This window comes from Sorangium sp. So ce296, from assembly GCF_051529605.1.
GTDB lineage: Bacteria > Myxococcota_A > Polyangia > Polyangiales > Polyangiaceae > Sorangium > Sorangium cellulosum_D.
Map to the genome: position 1 here is coordinate 8341560 of NZ_CP150325.1, position 19897 is coordinate 8361456.

At 66.0% G+C, this 19897-nt stretch carries 16 protein-coding genes and 2 pseudogenes; 6 read left to right on the top strand and 12 right to left on the bottom strand.

The genetic code is table 11. The features are described from left to right. Position 1 precedes the first annotated feature (1 nt). From WME98_RS30780 to thyX, 3 genes are read right to left on the bottom strand one after another with little or no spacing between them, the layout of a single operon-like run. Positions 2-2509 carry an ORC-CDC6 family AAA ATPase gene (locus tag WME98_RS30780; protein ID WP_437945285.1) on the bottom strand — a complete coding sequence of 836 codons (2508 nt, stop codon included), beginning with the start codon at positions 2507-2509 and terminating at the stop codon, positions 2-4. Then, complete coding sequence (locus tag WME98_RS30785) at positions 2506-3750, bottom strand: DNA methyltransferase (protein WP_437945286.1); 1245 nt, start codon at positions 3748-3750, stop codon at positions 2506-2508. The genes WME98_RS30780 and WME98_RS30785 overlap by 4 nt, the downstream gene beginning before the upstream one ends. A gap of 2 nt (positions 3751-3752) precedes the next feature. Continuing rightward, complete coding sequence (gene thyX / locus WME98_RS30790; RefSeq protein ID WP_437945287.1) at positions 3753-4688, bottom strand: FAD-dependent thymidylate synthase; 936 nt, start codon at positions 4686-4688, stop codon at positions 3753-3755. A 707-nt stretch (positions 4689-5395) separates the two neighbouring features. Here thyX and WME98_RS30795 point away from each other — a divergent pair. Continuing rightward, positions 5396-5578, top strand: a pseudogene (locus tag WME98_RS30795) (transposase domain-containing protein); the annotation flags it as partial. A 273-nt stretch (positions 5579-5851) separates the two neighbouring features. Here WME98_RS30795 and WME98_RS30800 read toward each other — a convergent pair. The 8 genes from WME98_RS30800 to WME98_RS30835 form a co-directional block, all read right to left on the bottom strand. Further along, positions 5852-6532 carry a primase 1D-like protein gene (locus WME98_RS30800; protein WP_437945288.1) on the bottom strand — a complete coding sequence of 227 codons (681 nt, stop codon included), beginning with the start codon at positions 6530-6532 and terminating at the stop codon, positions 5852-5854. 3 nt (positions 6533-6535) lie between these two features. After that, the gene (locus WME98_RS30805; RefSeq protein WP_437945289.1) at positions 6536-7594 is read right to left on the bottom strand and encodes a hypothetical protein; all 1059 of its coding nucleotides are present in this window, start codon (positions 7592-7594) and stop codon (positions 6536-6538) included. Beyond that, positions 7548-8540 carry a hypothetical protein gene (locus WME98_RS30810; RefSeq protein ID WP_437945290.1) on the bottom strand — a complete coding sequence of 331 codons (993 nt, stop codon included), beginning with the start codon at positions 8538-8540 and terminating at the stop codon, positions 7548-7550. Before WME98_RS30810 ends, WME98_RS30805 begins: the two co-directional genes overlap by 47 nt. A 438-nt stretch (positions 8541-8978) precedes the next feature. Then, a complete protein-coding gene (locus WME98_RS30815) occupies positions 8979-9608 on the bottom strand; it encodes a JAB domain-containing protein (RefSeq protein ID WP_437945291.1) in 630 nt (209 codons plus the stop codon). A 91-nt stretch (positions 9609-9699) separates the two neighbouring features. Continuing rightward, a complete protein-coding gene (locus WME98_RS30820; protein WP_437945292.1) occupies positions 9700-10290 on the bottom strand; it encodes an RNA polymerase sigma factor in 591 nt (196 codons plus the stop codon). Positions 10291-10451: 161 nt separating this feature from the next. Next, entirely contained in the window at positions 10452-11267 is an 816-nt protein-coding gene (locus WME98_RS30825; protein ID WP_437945293.1) for an ExeA family protein, read from the bottom strand. Beyond that, positions 11264-12619 carry a DDE-type integrase/transposase/recombinase gene (locus WME98_RS30830; RefSeq protein WP_437945294.1) on the bottom strand — a complete coding sequence of 452 codons (1356 nt, stop codon included), beginning with the start codon at positions 12617-12619 and terminating at the stop codon, positions 11264-11266. The genes WME98_RS30825 and WME98_RS30830 overlap by 4 nt, the downstream gene beginning before the upstream one ends. A gap of 119 nt (positions 12620-12738) precedes the next feature. Continuing rightward, the gene (locus WME98_RS30835) at positions 12739-13143 is read right to left on the bottom strand and encodes a hypothetical protein (RefSeq protein WP_437954008.1); all 405 of its coding nucleotides are present in this window, start codon (positions 13141-13143) and stop codon (positions 12739-12741) included. 884 nt (positions 13144-14027) lie between these two features. Between WME98_RS30835 and WME98_RS30840 the strand changes: the two genes are divergently transcribed. From WME98_RS30840 to WME98_RS30855, 4 genes are all read left to right on the top strand, one after another. Beyond that, a complete protein-coding gene (locus WME98_RS30840; protein WP_437945295.1) occupies positions 14028-14318 on the top strand; it encodes a helix-turn-helix domain-containing protein in 291 nt (96 codons plus the stop codon). Between the two features lie 919 nt (positions 14319-15237). Then, on the top strand, positions 15238-15765 hold the full coding sequence (locus WME98_RS30845; protein ID WP_437945296.1) for a hypothetical protein: 528 nt from the start codon (positions 15238-15240) through the stop codon (positions 15763-15765). A gap of 71 nt (positions 15766-15836) precedes the next feature. Next, positions 15837-17732 carry a tyrosine-type recombinase/integrase gene (locus tag WME98_RS30850; RefSeq protein ID WP_437945297.1) on the top strand — a complete coding sequence of 632 codons (1896 nt, stop codon included), beginning with the start codon at positions 15837-15839 and terminating at the stop codon, positions 17730-17732. Positions 17733-17848: 116 nt separating this feature from the next. Next, complete coding sequence (locus WME98_RS30855; RefSeq protein WP_437945298.1) at positions 17849-18331, top strand: hypothetical protein; 483 nt, start codon at positions 17849-17851, stop codon at positions 18329-18331. A 72-nt stretch (positions 18332-18403) separates the two neighbouring features. Here the strand turns inward: WME98_RS30855 and WME98_RS30860 are convergent. After that, positions 18404-18811: pseudogene (locus WME98_RS30860) on the bottom strand (RidA family protein). A 167-nt stretch (positions 18812-18978) separates the two neighbouring features. Here WME98_RS30860 and WME98_RS30865 point away from each other — a divergent pair. After that, positions 18979-19890 (top strand): LysR family transcriptional regulator, encoded by a 912-nt coding sequence (locus WME98_RS30865; RefSeq protein WP_020733298.1) that lies wholly within the window; start codon positions 18979-18981, stop codon positions 19888-19890. Positions 19891-19897: the final 7 nt, after the last annotated feature.

Genomic DNA, 19897 nt, shown 5'->3' on the forward strand with positions numbered 1-19897 from the left:
GCTACGCCTTGGGTGGCCGGGCGAGGTCGATAAGCGAGAGCTGCGCCCGCGCTCCGGCAGCGCTGGCGTCATCTGTCTCCAGCTCCTTCGGCGTCGTACTCTTGAGCCGCTTTTTAGCCTCGAACGCTTTAGGGTCGAGTAGGAGATCCTTGAAATCATCGACACTGAGTTCAAGGGAATCGCGGCGGCTGAACGTGAGGTTGAAGAACGGAATCAGGAACCGCCTCAAGTAGAGGCGCGGCACCACGTTGCCGCGACGACTCCTTCCGCGGACATCCTCAATGAACACCGAGTACCGCAGGAGATCGTCGTAGACCTCCTTGGCCTTGCCGGTGAGGTGCGGATCCTCATAGGGCTCGATGCGCGACGCCTGGTGCGGCGGGCTCGACGTTTCGTTCTTCGAGTCCTTAAACCGGAGGTGGGAAGATGCCACATTGCCGAACGCCTCGACGACTTCGACCAGCGCCTGTCCAGTCGGCAGCGCGCGAAGGTTCCGCAGGAAATTGCCGGCCTCGGCACGAATCACTTTGTTCTGGACCTCCGCCACGACCGCCGGCGATGTCCCGCCGCGGAACGCATACGGACCGCCCGCCGAGGTAACCATTTTTCCTACGAGTTCGATAAGAAAGTGGACATCACCGCTACACAGTTCCCCCAGCGCACGGCGGCCCCAGATCTTCGGATATCTACCTTCTCGAATCGCCCTCGCCGTCTCATTGTGAGACACCGCATTCGGTTCGTCGCCCACGAGAGCCTCGAGCGACGAGATGGGATAGTCCTTAGTGTACCGGAAACGCCGACTGAAGACGTCATCCACGAACCGAAGCTTGTCGTCGCTCTCGGCGTTGATAAAGTCGATACCGAGATTCGCGAGTCGAAATTCACGCCCCTCTACGTAGGATTTTGAATCAGCGTCGCTGCTTTCATACGACGCCGGGCTCTCGGTCGCGAGCTTGAAGAAGCAGGCGGCACTACGCTGCATAAGGAGGCGGTTCAAATTGCGCTGTAGATCCGCGCTGATCTTCGGCTTGGAGTAGTCGTCAAAGAAGAAGAAGATCGGCCGTCCCTCGAGCGACAGTATGTGTTGGGAGAGCGTCGAACACACCGCCGGTAAGACACCGGGACCGAAGTACTGTCCAAACGTATGGGACGGATCGTCCACGAACCGCTGTTTCTTGGCCGCTCGCTCGCGCTCTTGGCCGAGTGCGCGCTGGAGCGCGGCGAACGTGTCCGCGCTCGGCTGCTGCGGCTTCTTGAGTCCGAGGACCGTCCAGAGTTCGCGCGCCACGTTAGCCTCGTCGCGCTGCCAGGCCTGGGGGAAGTATCGCGAGAGCCAGAGGCCGAGTGACTCCAGCAACTCGACCACCAGTGTCGCGGTTACGAAGTGCAGCGGGACATCGAGCGCGCCAGCTCGCGCAGGCAGCGTGTACTGAGGGAAATTAAAGTAAAGGTCGTCGCATCGATAGTAGATGCCGATGTATGAAACGGAGCTCGGCGCATCGTCTTCCGTGTAGAACCGGTGCTTCAGACTCAGGCTTCGAAAGACAGTCGTCTTGCCGCAGCCGCGAGGTCCCGTGAGCACGAGATTGTTGGTGTCCTCGATGGCACGGAGGCCAAGCATCTTGTCGGAATACAGCTCTTTGAGGAGAGCGTGGGATTCGCCAATCTGCTCGCAACTCAGATAGTCGAAGGGCGTACTGAGCGCGCGTCGAGCGACTCCAGCGGTGCGGACGGCGAATGTCCGTTGCGCGGCGCGCAGTGACTCGAAGAGGAGCCGCGGATTGCGGGCTCGCTCGTCGTGTGCCGCGTCTCGCTCGAAGAGTCCTTTAGCTAGAAAATCGTCGTTCAGGATGTCGAACATGTATCGGTCCTCAGGCGAGCACGTCTGATAGTCGACGCGAGCGAGCAGGTCGCGCAGCATGAGGCCGAGTTGGTCGAAATCGTCTAGAAGGGTCGCGCCGGAGGTCATCGGGGCGACCCCGAAGTCGGTCACACGGAACCCATAGGGCGGTGCCACGAACGATGCTGAGCGATCCTCGATGAGCACGTTGCCAGCGTGGAAGTCGCCATGCTGGAGATCGAGTTCCTGCAACTCGCGCAGGAAGTCCAGCATGTCTTTGAAGAAGTCAAGCACAAAGAGAAGGGTGACCGACCCTTTCTTCTGGTATTCGCGCAGCGTTTGGCCACGAACCAGATCGGACAGCAGGAAGACGCAGTCCCCCTCCGCGCACGGCCACGTACCCCAACCGTAGAACTTGACGACTCGGTTTGACGGCACCCGATTGGCCTTGTGGATTTCCTGTTGCCACGTAGGCGGATCGAGATCGGCACCGATCAGGTTCGTGACGGGGACCACCTTGCAGGCGATCTCCCGAGCGAGCGTGGCAGAGCGCGCGACGAAGACGTGCGCGTTGCAGCCAGATCCTAGTCTATCGGCGACGACGTACTCGGCGTGGCCCGGTACTGGCTGCCCGAGAAACTGCGCTGGTGAGGGAAGGTTTTTTCTCATGACTCGCTCTCGCGAAGAGCCTGACGCGTGGGCATGCCGGGCCGTGCGACCTGATCGGACACCGAGTTGCGGAACACAAGAACCGTCTCACGCTTGGTGCCACGGAGGTCGCGCCGCGAGCGACGGATGTCCGGGATGACGTCGTGGATGACTCGTTCAAGCCGGAACATCGCGAGTGCGTCGACTCTGCTGAAGAGGCTCGTGATGATCGATGAGCTGTCGATTACCCGCTCGCCACGACTGGCCTCTCCCACGACCAAGACTATGACGCCGCGATTCGACACGTGAGGCGCGATACGCGCGAAAGTCGTCCGCATTAGCGCACGGAATTGCACTTCTCGATCACGCTTCGGAATGTCGCGCTGCCGCGGAAGCTTCCGCTCCAGGAACCAGAGGCGGAGACGGTTATCGCGAACATAGTCGAGTTCGTTCATGTACGGCGGGCTGGTGATGACAGCGTCCACGGTACCGGACAGGCGCAAACGACGGCTATCTCCCTGAAAGACGGCGGAGGGCATCTGGCACGCGGGTGGGCGCCGGTACGTTCGCCGGACCTTGGCTTCCATCCGGCTGAGGACATCGCGCTCCTCATAGAGCTCGGGAAATTTGTCTGAAGCGAAGAGCTTGTCTCGAAGGTAGGGAACGAGGTGACTGCTGGGGAACGACAGAAATCCAGGGCGTTGATGGTGCAGGATGCCCAACAGGCACGCGATGAGAAACCACTCGGAACGAGCCACCAACTCGTCGCGGAGCGCAAGAGCATGGCGCAGTGTCTCCGGGTGGAAGAACGCGCGAACCCATCGCGGGACGGTGCGCAGATCCTGGCCACAGAGCCGCCGCTCCGCGGCCATCCAGTGGGCGCGGAGGCGCTCGAGCGCCTCCGCTTCAGACTTCGGGGCGTAGAGCTTCGCGCGCGTCAGCAGGACCCCATAGGGGTTGATGTCATTGGCGATGACTTGCCGCCCGAGCAGCGACGCCTCTAGCGGGATCACGCCCGAACCACAGAATGGATCGAGGACACGGTGCCCGGGGCTCGTGAACTCGCTGATGAGGTAATTCGCGATCGTGGTTTTGATCCGCCCAATGTAGGGTGCGAGTTGGTGAAGCGTGCAATCCGTGGCCGTGGTACACGCGGGCGACCAGGGGACTTGCTCGGGCTGCGCGGGGCCGCTTGCTCGGATGCTCGCCGGGGACGCTGCAGCGCCCGCCCCCGCGGCGTGCCCGTCAATCCTCGCGACCATGACTACGCACCCCTCACGTGCGTCCAGGCGGCGAGCAGCCCCAGGCGGTCGAGCTTCTGCTCGAGTTCGTTGAGCTCGCGACTCCGACGGGCACCGCTAGGATGATCGCTGAGAAATCCCTCTGCAATTGCGACCTCGTGGGCACGCGCCGGCGAAACCGTGAGCGCCTCCACAATCGCAATCTCGCTCCGCGTGAGCGTCAGCGCGGAGAGGCGATAATCAATGAACGCTTCCCACGCGAGTGGGCACCAGCGCTTGACGATTTGGTCGCCGATCACCTCCGCGTACGCGCGGATCTCCACCTGTGCGTGTGCGTCCATGCGCAGGGCCAGGAAGTGAAGGAGGTTATGTAAGTCGATCTTCCAATATGCCTCCGTGTAGGTTGAGAGTGGAAGGTCCTTGCGCGCCTGTTCGCGCGCGACGCCGGCTTCGAGGCGCTCCTCGTAGGTCCGACGCGCGCGCTGCTGCAGGTCGTGTTCCGCCGCGCTTAACGTAGCCCCAACCGCCTCGGCGAGGACCTCGGCACTCCCCTGCCGATTGGTGCCCGACTGCCGCCGCCAGCCGTCGGGGGCGGTCCGCTGTGCGGCATCGATTGCGATGGAGTAGCGCGTCGAGTACTCGTTAATGTTGGCGGTGCGATGGCGGACCCATTGGCGCCAGCAATCCATGGGCACCCGGACGTGGAGCTTGATCTCACACATCTCGAAGGGGGTCGTGTGACGATGCCGCAGAAGGTAACGGATCAGCCCGCGATCCTCGTGTATCTTTTTCGTGCCTTGACCGTAGGAAACTCGCGCTGCCTGTACGATGGCCTCATCTCCACCCATGTAATCGACAACCCGGACGAATCCTTCGTCCAGAACGGCGAGGCGCTGCCCGAGAATGCTGTCAATGGCGGGAACGCTCACCCGGTTGATAGGGCTATCCGCGTCGATCATCGAGGAGTCCTGCCAATCCAGCGAGGCCACTTATGTCCGAGCATCCCGACCGACGCTCTCTGCCGCGCGCGGCGCCGAAGCAACAGCCTCAGCGGAATTTGGGTGTATTGTTGGGGCGTACGTCGCGAGCTCACGCCGCGATGGTACTACAACCGGTCGGCGCGTTCGCGTGGGTTTCACTGCCCGCCCGTTCGGCGTGAGCTGCGCGCGGTGTCGTCGCTGCATCGACGAGCGTCTGCCCATGCCAGCGCAGGCGGAGGCTCCGGGACGAAGCGGGGCGCGCGTTCACGCCTCGCCCTTACAGTCGGAGCCGGTGGATGCACAAATTTTTCTGCCTGTCAAGCTGCTTGCGGGTGGGCGGGGAGGTTTCCCTCCCCGGCCTGCTACGGGTCCGGACATGCGGAACTCCCACATCCGGCTCGCCGGGGGGACGGTGTCGCTGCGCGGCCTACCGACGACGCGCGATGCGCGACCGCGGGGGCGTAGCCCTACGGCCGTGACAACTGGTTCCAGGGCGACGCGAAGGGCCGACCCGGTGTGACGTGGACCGGAGCGTAGCGACGACCGCGGTCGGATCCGGACGCATACGTCAGATCTTCTTCTCAGTCACCTCGGAAGCCACCGTCTTCTCCTTTCGGATCGATCTGCTGCCGGTGAGGGTGGTGGACAACGCGGTCACAGATCGCGTCCGCGATACTAGCCCCGCACTCGCTGTCGGGTACACGATATTTGGCTGGCCGGATGCACGGAGTCAACCCGCTCGCCTGGGCGATGGACGTGATCAGCAAGCTGCGGGCTAGCCCCGCGAAAGGTTGGACGAGCTGCTGCCCGAAGCCTGGGAGAGAACGTCGCTCGCGGCTCGGGCCGCCGGCGACGCCGACGCTTCCTGAACGATGCCGCTCTCGATCTTCGTGCCGGGGGTGAGCACCTCGCTAACTCTCTCGTGCCTGCCCGCGTTCGCCCGGCGCTGGGCCGATGCCGCCCCGCGCCCCAGCATCGTCAACCCCGGTGAGCGAAGCAGCAGCTGACGCGGAACGTCTCCTTCCGTCTGGAGGCGAGAAGAAGCGCGCGCTCGCGAGCCGGTGGCGGCCGGCGCGATCGGCCACACATACGCAGCGGTACGTGATCGAGCAGACTGATCGAACATGGCCGTTGGGCAGAGCTCAGAGGCAGCCCACAACAACTGGAGTCCTAGGCTTCAACGGGGTACTCGTGAGTCGAAGAATACCCGTTCCCTCGAGTAGGCGATGCGCAATGTAACGAACATCAACAAGCGGCGCCACAAGCAGACTCCGCGCCATGAATTCCCACCATTGATCTCGATTCATCAAATCAAAACCATAAAAATGATAAGACCGCCCCGAATCCAGGAGAGCGCCGCGACGGAAGCCCATGCGGTATAGAGCCTCGCGAAGAATTGTGAGACCTGCCTCGCTCGGAGGAACTCGGAAGTCCATCATGGGAATATGCATGGTACGCGCCTTATTGCGCAACTGGGAGACTGAGCACAACCCGAGCGCTGCGCCCTCGGGGAGGCGACGAACCATGGCGTTCAGCTGAGCCACGGACAAATCCCGCGTTTTAACGTGAACAAGCTCGCGCTTGGGTCGTGCATCGTGGCGCAGGAGTTCGTCAAGCAGTACAATAGGAGGTCGCAACTCCAGGAACTCCGCGACAGAGCGACTCTCCAGCGGAACCTTCGATTCGATACGAGCCCGGTTCTCGACACCTGCGTAAGGAGTGAATATCACGAAAGAGAGCTGCCGGATCAGCGGCTGTAGCGACGGAAGCCGCAGCACGAGTTCCAGTGCACTCAGCCCAACAAGATTCCCGTCCGCTTCCATAGCTCAAGAAGGGCCTTTCACTGGAAGCCTGGAAAAACCAAGCCATGTTCCGACGCCCAGCATGACACCACCCAGAACCTTAGCACCAAACGACCAGCCTACGGGATTCTGCGCAAAACCGATCTTCGAGAGGTGCTCCGGCGCGAGCGATGCGATCGCTGTGCCGAACACAATAAGAAATATTATCCCCCAAAGCAGCCCACCGCTAACGCTTACGCGGATCAACCACACCAACTCCGGAGACATGACAGACGATGCATCATCTCCATCGGCGACCCGAACCGACAGCATGCCAATGTCTTTCTGAAAGATTCTCTTGACGGATACCCAGTAGTCGACCTCAACACCCGACGAGCGCTGCTTCACAAACGGACCGCTCATCGATCCCAGTGCAGGACTTAGGCTCAAAGTCGGGACGACCTGCTTGGCATGCGCACCATACACAACATGAAGCGCCAACCGATACTCTTTGCCAGCGCTAACATTACACTCGTCATGCCCGCCCTTATGCTTTCTTCCAGGGGAGACAAATTCTGCGCTGCACTCGCCAACTCGCAACACATAAAACACTGACTGGCTCAAACCCTCCAGCTTACGTATGTGCTGAACAACCGGCTGCCACCGGTCGCACGAGTCTAACGCATAGGTATCATCGTCTTCGCGCACGAAGCATCTGCCGCCGGGCTGATCTGGACTTCTTGTCACGTACGCCTGAAAGCGATCCATCATATGGTTCAGCGCACTACTATGCTTTCCATAATCGAAGAATCCACGCAGCTCTACGTCGAGAGAAAGCGTGCCATGGTCGCGACTTTGATTCCGGATGACACCGAACCGCACCGGATGATAATAGAGGCCGTCGTCCTTCTTCTCCTCCGCAAACACTATCAAGACGGTCGCCTCGACCAATCTCGTCCCATCGCCCTCATTCACGCCCTTCGAGAGCCAATCACTGCGATAGGCGAATTGGATTCGGTCCCCCATAGGCAAGGTACACGCGTTGAGGAGGTCGCGCTTATAGAAGGGCCGGTTTTCTTTGAGTTTCGTAAATAGCAGCAGCATCGCCTTCTCGCACTAGAATAGGAGACGTGTCGCGTACACAAGCAGCGTGTGCTCTGCGTCGCTCGGCTAGGTGCAGAAAATAGGCAAATACATCAAGCGGCTGAAGCGGCTGAACGGATGTGGATACCTGACCAGCACCATGTCGACGAAGTGCGTCGGGATCATTTGTGCCGAAACGCCGAATGACCTCTCTGTCGGTCACGTAGTTGCCATCAATGTAGTACACACATCGCTTAATCTCACGCATCAATAGGTGCCAATTCGACGCCCGATACACACTGCCTCGGAACGCTAGATTCGGGTTGAGATAGCTCAGCAGCACACGTACATCGGAATGATTCTGACGCAACCAGGTAAATATGCGACCCATCGTGTGTGATATCGTATTGCGAGGTGCCCCTTCGGCGGCAACAAGGCGAGACACAACGAGTGCCGATCCGGGATGACGGGCATCAGGAACGATCGACAGCAGATGTGGGACGTCGAGAGGCGACAGGGTCGCCAGTGCAAGCAAATCTTCGGGACGACCTCCCGGCCGCGCATACAAGCCGAGGTGAACTCCGTTCCGGGCAGTTGCGAGATAATGCCAGCTCCGGTGAACGAGCCCGGCTATATCGTTCGGCACAGACTCGAGCACCGCCTTATGAAGACATGCGTCGGGACGGCGCGGTCCAAGCACGGACTCGGGAATCCCCTTACGAAGCTGGCTCAGCTCCGCCGCCCGCCGGTGGACCTCTTCCTCGAGCACTGTGGCGTCGTTCAGTTGCTCGTCGCTAAAGCGTGGAAGGTGCAGAAGAACGCGACGCAGTAGCAGGCGCCAGTTGCTGGCGGTGCCGAGGGCGCTGATCAGCCTGGCGCAGGGCAGGGGCCCCATGGGGGCCAGGAACGGCAGCGGCGCAAGTAGTTCTTGTACGCTCTTCTCGAAAGTGACGGCGGTGACGCGCATGACACCGCGATCGTAGATCGCCCGCCCCGGGAAGTCCAAGTCGATCCCGCTACGGGGCGTCGGACCACCCGGGCGACCTGGGCGGGGCTGGTAGGCCGCGTAGCTGCGGCGTCCGGAGCCTCGTCGCCCTTCGTTTGCGGCTCCTTCTGCTCTCCCTGCACGCTTGCGGCAGCTCGGTCGATGCGAGCCTGGCCCTTTGCACGCTTCATTTCGCTGCATTTGCGGCTCGATCCAGACATCGGTTCATATCCGACCACCGCGGTGGATCGACGTCCGCCTTTCCAACGTGGTAACGGCCTATAAGATGCGGCGTGCTTCTGCGGTCCACATGTATAGATTGCGGGCCACTACGGCCCGTTTCTGCATCTTATTGCGCAGAACGCGACCTCGTGAGGGCGATCGGCCCCTCCACGACCGAGCAAGTTGTGGCGGACCGGTTCAGCGGCGGAACGCGGAGGAGAAGCGCCCGGCTGGCGTGACGATGACGTGATCGGCGAGGGGTACGCCAAGCAGGTGCGCGGCGTGCTCCACGGCGTTGGTCAGGAACACGTCCTCGTCGGTAGGCTTGGGGTCGCCGCTCGGATGGTTGTGGCAGAGCACGAACGAGGTGGCGGCCATCTCAAGCGCGGCGCGCAGCACATCGGTCTGCTGGACCACGGTGCCGATGAGGCCGCCGCGCGAGAGCATGCGGACGCCGCGCACGCCGTGGTGGACGTCGAGCGCCGCCATCCAGAGTTCCTCATGCACGAGGTGGGCGAGCATGGGTTCGAAGAAGCGGGCGATGTCTCGCGACGAGCGCAAGCGCCTCGGGCGGCGCGTGCGCGCGGCGTGCACGCGCCGCCCGAGCTCGAGGGCGGCGAGCAGCCGCAGCGCGTGTTCGGGCGCGAGCTCGGTCCGCTGCGCGACCGCGTAGGGCGTCAGGCGCACGAGTCCCAGGAGGCCGTGCATGCCGAGCACGCGCGACGCCGCACCGGGCAGGCCGAGCACTAGGTCGACGAGCGTGGCCTCCGGGGCGGTGGGCACGTCGACGAGCGGGGCGACAGGGGGGCTCTCGGTCGCACCGCTCATGACGCCCCCTTGGCGGGGGCGAGCCGCGGCGGGTCGAGGGCTGGGACGAGATCCGCGAGCGCCTGCAGGCAGGCGCTCTGCACGGCGCGGCTCATCGCGACCACCTCCGGCAGCGAGCGAGGGAGCGGGCGAACAGGCGCCGCGCCAGACGGAGCCGCGTGGCCACCGTCGGCCTTGGGATTGCGAGGGATTCGGCGATCTCGAGCATCGTCAGGCCGGTGGCGGTGAGCGCCAGGACCTCGCGAAGCTCAGGGCGGAGGTGGTTGAAGGCACGAAGCAAACCCCGCGCGACAAGGCGCTCCTCCGGAGACGGGACGGCGAACGTGGAGAGACGCTGAAGATCGAGCGGGGGTGCTTCGTGCCGGCGGTGGGCCTTGTCTCGGTAGTGTGAGGCCTGTCGCGAGGCGACACCGGCGAGCCAGGTGCGGAGGGCGTCGCTGGGAGCAAGAGCCGGGGGCGGGCGGAAGCGGCCGGCGCGCATGCTGCGCCATGCGCCGAGGACGGTGTCCTGCGTGACATCGTCGAGATCGGCGGGGAGAACGCCGCGGGCGCGGAGGGTGCTGCGGATGAGCGGACGCTGTTCGAGGAGCGCGGTGGCTTCGAGGTAGACGGCGGGGTGAGATGGCTGGTGTTGACGCTCAGGCTGGCTGATGGCTCGCCGAGCAGGCCCCTTGATGGCCATCGCGGGCGTGCTCCGTTGCGGTCAAGGAGGGCGATGGCCATCGCTCCGGCGTGCGCCGCGGGCTGCCTCGCGATGGCCATCACCGCGTGTCCGCCGACGTTGGCGCCGAAGAGGCGCTCCTGCGCCGGCGCCGAGGGCGTTCCCGCCGCCTCGGTCCAGCGTCAGCTGCCGTCCGTCCCCAGGTCGCCGACGATGTGGGACATCACCTCGCGCTCGACGAGCTTCTTCTTGCGCCGCGCCGCCTCGCGCAGCGCGGCGGTGGCCATGCGGTCGATCTCGCGCAGGCTCGATCCGGCCGCCTCGTGCAGCAGGAGGAGGGCGTCGGCGGTGAAGACCTCGCGGTCGGCGCCGGCGCGGCTCATCCGTAGCCGCACGTACTGGCCGGTATCGTCGGGGACCATTGGACCAATCGACAGACGCCGCTCGATCCGCGAGTACAGCGAGCGATTCTTGCGCAGCTCGAGCCGATCTTGGAGGTCAGGGAGCCCTACCAGGATCAGCGACAGCAGTGCACGACTGTCCCATTCGTAGTTGAGCAGGATGTGGAGATGATCAAGCGTGTCCTGGTGGAGCAGATGCGCTTCGTCCAGCAGAAAGACCGGGTGAATACGCTCGCGGCCGAGTGTCTCGACATGCGCGCTGACGGCGTAGAAGACGGCCGCCGCGGTTGCAGCGGGGTTGAGGCCGAGCGCATGGCAGAGCTGACGATAGAAGTCGCGACGGCCCAGTGTGGCATTGTGGCAGTAGGTCAACCGGAAGCCTGCCTGCGGCAACCGATGACGCACGGCCCGCAGCACACACGTCTTGCCGGCGCCGGGCTCGCCGACCAGCAGCACCTGGGCGTGCTCGTGCACGGCCTCGCACACCTCCTCGACGAGCTGCTCCTTGGAGGGCGGCAGCCACAGCTCGCCGTCCTGGATCTCCTTGGAGAAGGGCGCAGCCGAGAGGGTGAAGAAGCGGACGTATGATTCGCTCACGCTGCACCTCCGGCCTCGCCGGTGTCCTCGCCTCCGCCCGCCCGGCGGCCGAGCGTCCGCGCGGGGTTGAAGTCCACCGGGCGCGTCGGCTTATCCGCCGCTGGGCCGCCGCACGGAGGCCGCTTGCGCCGCGCGTTGCGCTGCGGGTCGACCGGATGCAGCATGAGGCGCTTGCCCTCGTGCTCGACCCACGGCGGCTCGTCCGGCGCGATGAAGCACCGGGCGACAGAGACGATCTGGCCAGCGAGGTAGCCCTGGTCGAGCTGCCAGGCGATGCCGTCGACTGAGACGATGTTGTCGCCCGAGACGCGGCGCCGGGTACGCTCGGTGAGCGCGCTGCGTAGCGCCTTCTCATCGACGGCGCTGTCTCCGGCGGGGCGGGCTGCGTAGAGCTGCGCCGGGGTCTTGCCGAGCAGGCCCGCGTGTGGCGCCGGGTGGTAGCGCCTGTCGAGGAAGGCGCGGAGCGTCGTGTTGATGTCGACGAGCGAGGCCACGGCACCGAGGTAGTTGAGGCACCCTTCGCGCAGCGTGCGCCAGAAGCGCTCCATCTTGCCGCGCGCCTCGGGGTCGTAGGGCTTTGCGTGCAGGAGCGTGATGCCGAGCCGCGCGCACGCGGTCTTGAGGATGTCGCCGCGGTAGGTCGAGCCGTTGTCGAGATAGAGCGCGTCGGGCTTGCCGTGACGGCGCAGGGCGTCGACGGTCATGCCGAGCATGTCGACCTCTTTCTCGGTGGTGTGCGCCTCGAGCGCGACGACGTAGCGAGAGGCGTCGTCGAGCAGCCCGTGGATGCGGATCGGCATCGCTTTGCCGCCGACGGTGCAGCCGGTCACGTGACAGACGTCACCGTGCCAGAGCGCGCCGGGGCGCTCGGCTTGCCAGCGCAGCCGCGTCTTCGGCTCGCCCTCGGCGCGCGCAGCGCGGCGGCGAAGTCCGTGCGCCGCGTACAGGCGCCGTACGGTGGGCTCGGAGACCTTGCCCGCTTCGAGGCGTCCGTCATCGACGAGCGTCTTGAGGATGAGCGGCACCGAGGCGTAGGGATGCTCGCGCCGGATATCGAGCAGCAACGCACGCAGCTCTTCAGGCAGCCGCTGCGCGAAGCCTCGATCGCTGCGTGGCTGCGGACGCAGGCCGTCGAGGCCAGCTGCGCGATAGGCGTACAGCCAGCGCTGGAGCGTGGGCACCGAGTAGGTGCGCGTGCTGTGCGCGCCCGGCGGGCGAAACCGCTGCTCGCTGAGCGTGCGCAGCTCGGCGGCGAGCTGGCCGTGGGTGAGCACGCGGTGCATCAGAGGGCCGATGACCGTGGCGCGATAGATCGCCACGGTCTCGGCGTGGTCGGCGGGGCCGAGAGCCATTCGAACAGGTCCTTTCTGCGCCTTGCTGGCGCGCGGTCCTTGTCCGGGATCGGCGGCGTTTTCGGCAGGGATCCTCTCAGGTGGGCTGTACGATTGGGACTCTGAAAGGGCAGAGGCCCTCACGCCGCGTGCGCGGCGCCGAGGAAGGCGCGGTGCTCGATCGGCAGCGCCCGGGTCGTTGGGGCAGCGCTCGCCGCGAGCGCTGCCGCGGCGCTGGCCGCGCTCTGACGAAGGGATGCGGGTGGGCCTGGGCCGGGGGCTTCCGCAAAGAGACGTCGCTGCGCGACATCGCGCGCCCACCGGCGCAGCGTGGCCCAGCCGGTGACGGCGCTGTCGCCGAGGATCCTCGCCGGGCCCACGCGCCGCCGGACCTCGGCTGCCGTCGCGAGCGCGAGGCCCCAGAGCGCGAGGGCGAAGCCTATCGCGGCGGCGCTGTACGTGCGCCGACCGAGCACACCGCGAGGAACGACGAGGAGCACGGCGCCGCAACGGAGGCAGCGGTAGCGGCGGGCGGTGACCGGCATCACCTCGGGCGGTTGGTCCGGGCTGGCAGGGCCCCAGACCTGCCGCTCGCGCCTGCCGTGACCTTGGAGCTGGATGGCGCCTCCGAGCGGACAACTCGCGACGCCGCAGGCGGGGCAGCGAGCAGGGCGCGCTTCGACGACCGAGGGGGGTTGCTGCTGCCAGCGCTTGATGTCGATGGCGCTCTGGATAACACTGCGACCGCTTCGATTCCTGGGCACAAGAACCGGAGCACGACGAGGAGGCTGTCGGCCAAGATCAGGTCTCCTCGTCGCCTATTTTGTGGCCGGCACCGCGCCGCTGCTCCGCTCCGCTGGTGGACCTACCCCGTCGTGAGGCGGGCGTGGGAGCAACGATGGGTGGTAATTTTCGAGCGGTGGCCGGAATGGATGCAGTCACGTGCCGGTAGCTCCTTCCGATGAGAATTCGGGGCAGCTGGCCGGAATGTAGGTACCGCGGCTTCAGGGGTGTCGTCCTCCCTCGTTGCGTACGCGGAGCGAGCGCCCTCCATGATGGCCATCTTCGCTGCGTAGAGCTCCTCACCATCACGCAGCATGCTCGATGTGAGGGGCTGGAGCATCATCGAGACCGGGCGGCAATAGCTGGTGCCGGCCTCTAGGCAGACCGGCGAGCCGGCTGCAAGCAGCGGGACGGGGGCGGCGGCGGGAGGACGGATCGATCTCTTGGCCCTGTTCAGGGCGTGGACGTACTGTTTCCATGTCGGACCTCGTGCAAGCGGGGTTCGGCCACGCAGCCCGGGGCGTTGGCGCGCCCGCGGGCTGCACTTGTTGCGCTGCCCGCAGCTTATGCGCCGCGAACCATGGCAGTCAAGGGAACCTAACCTAAAGGTTGCGTTTTCGCAGGACGCGGAGGGGACGCCGCAGGTATGGAGGGCGATCATGCGGATGCGGTGCTCGAGTACATTGGGGCGAACGTGCATCGGTTTCGTGTACGGTCCGGTCTGAGCCAGGAGGCACTCGCCAAAGCGACGGGTATCAGCACCGGCTTCCTGCAGCGCGTCGAGAGGGGAAAGACGAACCTCGGGGTCGTCATTCTCGTCCGCCTAGCTGACGCGCTCGGTGTCGCGCCCGGTGTTCTGATGCGCCGCGCCACTCTGCCGGAGGCGACGGTCGGGAGGCCGCGCAGGGCACGCGCGAAGCGGGTGCCTTCAGGGTAGCCGAGCCCGGCTCGTTGTGCGAAGCGAAGGACTCCGCTAGCCGGCAGTGCCGCACTGCCGAAGAGTTTGCTCTATTGGGAGCGGAACCGGCGGTGGAAGGAGCGCGACCAGTGCCGCGCCACCGGCCTGCGCAGGTCGCGCGCTACGCAGCGCGGACGTACGCAAGCGGGAAGGAGCCGTCCCGCGGCGCGGCACCTTGCGCCTGGGCGCTTCGCACGCAGCGCGGTGGCGGCGCTCGCGCTCCTCGAGGTCCCTTAGCCCGGCGTTGGCGATCCCTTGGGCCAGGTAGCAGGGCGCGACGAGCGCGCCGAGATCCCCCAGGTTCGCCGAGCGCGGCAATCCGGCAGTAGTCGCCCCTCAGGGAGCGGCTGAGCGGGGCGCGTACGCGTGGCTACGGCCATACCCAGGGACCGCCACAGAGTACATCTTGCTACGACGGCTGGGCCTAGACAGGAGCAAGTGTAACACAGCGACTCTCCACGGGAAACGGCCGCGAACGAGGGGTGTACACCAGGGCAGACCCGTCGATCCTCTTCCGTACGAGGTGTCCAGGCGACCCACCCGGGCGCCGCGGACGCGTCACGACGAGATCCTGCTGCTCGTGGAGCGTCTCGGCGCGAGCGCGCACGGGTCGCGTTCTGTGCGACGCGCCGACTGCGGCGCACCCCTCGGCGTGCCTTCGGGGGCGGCGCCGAGGGGGCGCGCAGAATTACCAAATCGCGCCCTTCGCTCCCCCGTTTTCCGGCCCCTCAGCGGCGCTTCCTAGAGCACCTAACCACGCGACAGGACGTCATATTTCCCCAGGCGCATCACCGGGTAATTCGAGTCGAATTACCTTAGGCGCAGAATTACCTTTTCGGGCCTCTTTCGGCGGCATCGGTCACGGTTGCTCGCCAACCTAACACGATGGAGGTACGGCATGGCACGAGCGGATCTCGCGCGTGTATCGGCACCCCTTGCTCTTCGTCAGGCAGACAACATCGTCCGGGTGGGCGAGAAGGAATTCCCGGAGGCGCCCGCCAGCGGGTCGTGCAGTTCCACGGGGCGCGACCAGTCCGCGACGACGACGGCAACGGCGACGCTCTCGATCCCGCTGGACGGGCTCACGATCACGGCGCCGCCTCCGGAGATGCTCTCGCAGAAGAACGTCGAGGCGGTCACCGGCGTCCCGGCGCGCGTCTTCCTCGACACGATCCGCGCGCCGGGCTTTCCCCTGCCGGTCACCAAGCTAGGCAAGCTGCGCTTGGTCCAGCGTGAGGCGTTCGTTGCCTACCTGCAGGCGCTGGCCAGTGAGCGGGAAGTGCGCCGTGACGCCGAGGCGGATGAGCGCACGCGGGTTGCGGCAGTCCTCGCCGCTGCCGGCCTCGAATCTGTCCCACGTGCACGTACCGACCGAGCGGGCCCTCATGGCGAAAGCGCGAGCCGTGGTAGGCTGCCGCCGAAGTAGAGCGGGCCCGCTCGGCGCTTCCAACACCGAACGAGCCCTTGATCGACCCCCGCATCACCGGAGACCGATCCATGACCGACGTACCCCAGCGGCGGGCGCGTGCCAAGCGCTCGCCGGCCCTCCCTTCATCATCCCTTCCCGCATCCACATCGCCCGACCGGCGTACGCGTTCGAGCGGCTCCGGCAGGCGCGCCTTACTGCCGGCGGAGCCTGCCGCGCCCAACGCGGGTCTGCCGGGCTCGGCCAGCTCGACGGAGCGCCCGAAGCCTGCCGCCCGCGCGGGTGGCAGGTCTGCAGGAGAGAAGCGCGCCAACGGCTCCGGCTCCGTCCGGCTGCGCGGGAAGACGTGGACTGCACGCCTCAGCCTCGGCGAGGCCGGGCGACGCACGTTCAGCCTGCCGACGTGCCGCACGGAGCAAGAAGCCAAGGCGCGGCTGCAGGTGCTGTCCGAGCTTGCGGGGCGACTACTCGCCGCCGGGCAGATCGTGCTCGGCGTGCCGCTGCTGGAGCAGGCTGCCGCGCGCGAGGGAAACGCCCTCCGGGATGTCCGGCTTGCGATCGATCACCTGTGCAAGGGCGAAGCGCGCGCCCGCTCCTCGGGGGAAACAACCTTCGCCGAGTTTGCTGAGCTGTTCCTGTCTGGGAAGCTGGCCGAGCAGTATCCGGATCATGTGAAGGCGATCCGCAGTGTAGATGATTATAGAACGCGACTCGCTCACGTGCTCGACGTGCTCGGCCCGGTTCCTCTCGCACGATTCACACTCGACCATGCTGATCGCGCGATGTCGTTGCTGCCAGGGCACTTGGAGCCCGGAACGCGCAGAAACGTTGCGAACATGGTTCACCGAATATTGTCACTCGCGGCCTACCCAGCGAGAGTCATTCCCAGCAATCCCTTGCCACGTGGATGGATCCCCAAAGCGGGTGACGACAAGGCGAAAGGGTACCTCTACCCGGACGAGGACCATCGCCTCATGCGGAGCCAGGCGATCCCGCTGTGCTTCCGGATCTACTACGGCTTCCTCATCCGCGAGGGGATGCGAGCTGACGAGGCTGGAAGGCTCCAATGGTCAGATCTGGATCTTGACCGGGGGGCCGTTGTTCTCGACGAGAACAAGACGGACGATCCCCGGGCGTGGGCACTTTCGCCCGACGTTGTGCGTGCGCTCCGGAAGTGGTGCGATATCTGTCCCGACAAGGAGCGCGTGTTCGTCGGGAAGTGGGGCAACGCCTTGCCAGGGCACAATGGGGCGATGAACTTTCGAGACCACCTTCGACGTGCCGGAATCGACCGGCCTGAGCTGTTCGAGACCACGGCAACAAGGCTGAACATCCGTTTGCACGACACGCGTGCGACCTTCATCACCATCAAGCTCGCGAATGGCCGCACGGAAACGTGGATCTCCGATCGGACCGGTCACAGCTCGAGCGATCAAATCCACAATTACAAGCGCGCTGCGCGGAAGGTCGCGGAGCTCGCCCTGGGGGACTTCGCCCCGTTGGACGAGGCGATCCCTGAGCTGGCCGGCAAGGGCGGTTCGGTAGCGGGAGACGGTCCCGCGTCCGAGGAACCGAAGGTGCGGCCGACGAGCAAGGAGGTCTCCCTTGCCTCCGCGTCGCCCCGCCACGCGCTGGCCCGGGGCGACGTGGCCGCCCTCCCCGAGGTGGACGCCGAGGTGGCCGATGAGCGCCGGTTGGGCCCGCGTTGGGCCAGACCGGAAGAGGACCCGGCTGAGAGGCAAGTCGAAGTTTTTGAAATTGTTCGAACTTCTACTCCTCGCTCCCCAGCACCAGGGAAGAAGCCCAAGTTCGTCCCTGGTTCGTCGCGGAGGGGCCGGAGCGAAGGCGGGCCACAACGGGGCCCGCTGGAGCGCAGGACCCGGAGCGGCGAACCAAGGACGAGCTCAGGCGACAACGTAACAGTGCGGGCGCGCGGGGCGAGGTGGCGCGGTAGACTGATCCCATGACCAACTCGCCCTGTCCCGCTCGCACGAGGCCGCGATCTCCTCGGCACGGCCGACGGCGCTCCCTCGGCGCAGCGCTCGCGCGCGCGGCCGGCGTCCTCGGCCTGTGCGCGCTTCCCATGTGCGATTCGCTCGACAACATCGACGTGGAGGTCGGCGCCAGGGCGGTCGTCCCGGCGGGCACGATCATCGACGACACCCTCGGCTTGCTGGAATTCGACGCCTTCCAGCGGATCGATCTCTCGGCGGAGTTCGAGAACCAGGGTGTCACCAAGGACGACGTCGACGCGGTGCATCTCGTCCACTTCACGCTGCGGGTCGAGAGCCCGGCCGACGGGAGCCTCGATTTCCTGCGCTCCGCGTCGTTCTTCGCCGAGACCGAGGGGCAGCCGCGGGTGCTCATCGCGAAGCTGGACGAGGTCCCTCGCGGGGCGCGCGAGCTGTCGATGGACGTGATCGAGGGCGTAGATCTCAAGCCCTATGTCGTAGCGCCGAGCATGAGGATCACGACCGAGGCCCGCGCGAGCGGCCGTCCCGACGAGGAGACGACCGTCGCCGCGGACGTGCTGCTCGACGTCGATATCGCCGTGCCTGGCTGCTGACGCCGCGCCGCCGAGGTGCGTTGCTGGTTCCGTGAGGGGGGTTCCCGTCCACGCCGCCGCACCGTCCCGCGCTCAGTCGAGGACCGCGGTGACCTCGACTTCGACCAGGTGCTCGGGGTCGGAGAGCGCGCTGATGCCCAGCAGCGTGCCCGGCGGGACCGGGACCACGCCCAGCTTCGCGGCCGCCCGAGCGATCCCCTCGAGCAACAAGGGCATCTTGTCGGGAGTCCAGCCGACGGCTTAGATGGTCAGCTTCGCCACGTCGTTGAAGGTGCCGCCGACCGCCGCCAGGGCGGTGGCGACGTTGAGATAACACTGCTCGACCTGAGCGGCGAAGTCGCCCACGCCGACCGTGCGCCCTTCGGCGTCCCAGGCGACCTGGCCCGCGATGAACACCAGTCTCGACCCGGTGGCGATCGACACCTGTCGGTACGCCTCGATCTTCGGCAACCCGCTGGGGTTCACCAGGGTGATGGCCATGCGCCTCTCCTCATCGTAGGAGCCCGTGGGCTCGTGTTCTCCAAATCATCCGACCGTCGAGCAGGGCGGCATGCCCCGCCGCGCACAGGCTAGATGCGCCCGCCCCGCCGCGACCGGTAGGCCCGCCGCGCGAAACGGACCGATGAGCGCTGCTATACAATCGAGCGATGAACCGCGCGGCGGACCGCTTCGAAGGGCTGACCGTCTTCCTCACCGTGGCGAGGCACCGGAGCTTCCGCGCCGCCGCCGCGGAGCTCGGCGTGACCACGGGCGCCGTGAGCCAGGCGATCCGCGCGCTCGAACGCCGCGTCGGCCTGCCGCTCTTCTCGCGCACGACGCGCCACGTGGGGCTCACCGAGGCCGGCGAGCGGCTCCACGAGCGCCTCGCGCCCGCGGCCGGTGAGATCGGCGCCGCGCTCGAGGCGCTCGACGAGCTCCGGAGCCGGCCTGCGGGGCTGCTCCGCCTCACAGTCCCTCGGACGGCCGTGCCCGTCGTGGTCGAGCCGGTGCTCCCGCGCTTCCGCCGCGCCTACCCCGACGTGGCCGTCGAGATCTCGGTGAACGACGCCTTCGTCGATCTCGCCGACGCCGGCTTCGACGCCGGCGTGCGGCTCGGCGACGGCCTCGCCCAGGACATGACCGCCGTGCGCCTCACGCGCGATCTCCGCTGGCTCGTGGTCGGCGCGCCGGCTTACTTCGCGGCCCACGGCCGCCCCGAGGAGCCCGAGGATCTGCTCGCGCACACGTGCATCCGGTACCGATTCCAGAGCGCCGCGCTCTATCGCTGGGAGTTCGTGCGCGATCACCGCGAGGTCGCCGTGCACGCTCCCGGCGCGCTCACGGTCAACGACGCCCATCTGGCGGTGTCCCTGGCGCGCGAGGGGCTCGGGCTCGCGTACGTGTTCGATCTCGCCGTGGCGGAGGACCTGGCGAGCGGGGCGCTCGCGACGGCGCTCGAGCGCCGCGCGCCGACGGGGCCCGGGTTCTACCTCTATTTTCCCGCCCGCGCGCAGACGCAGGCGAAGCTGCGAGCGTTCATCGATACGGCGCTCGCCGTGCTCATGCCGGAGGGCGGCTGACGCGGTC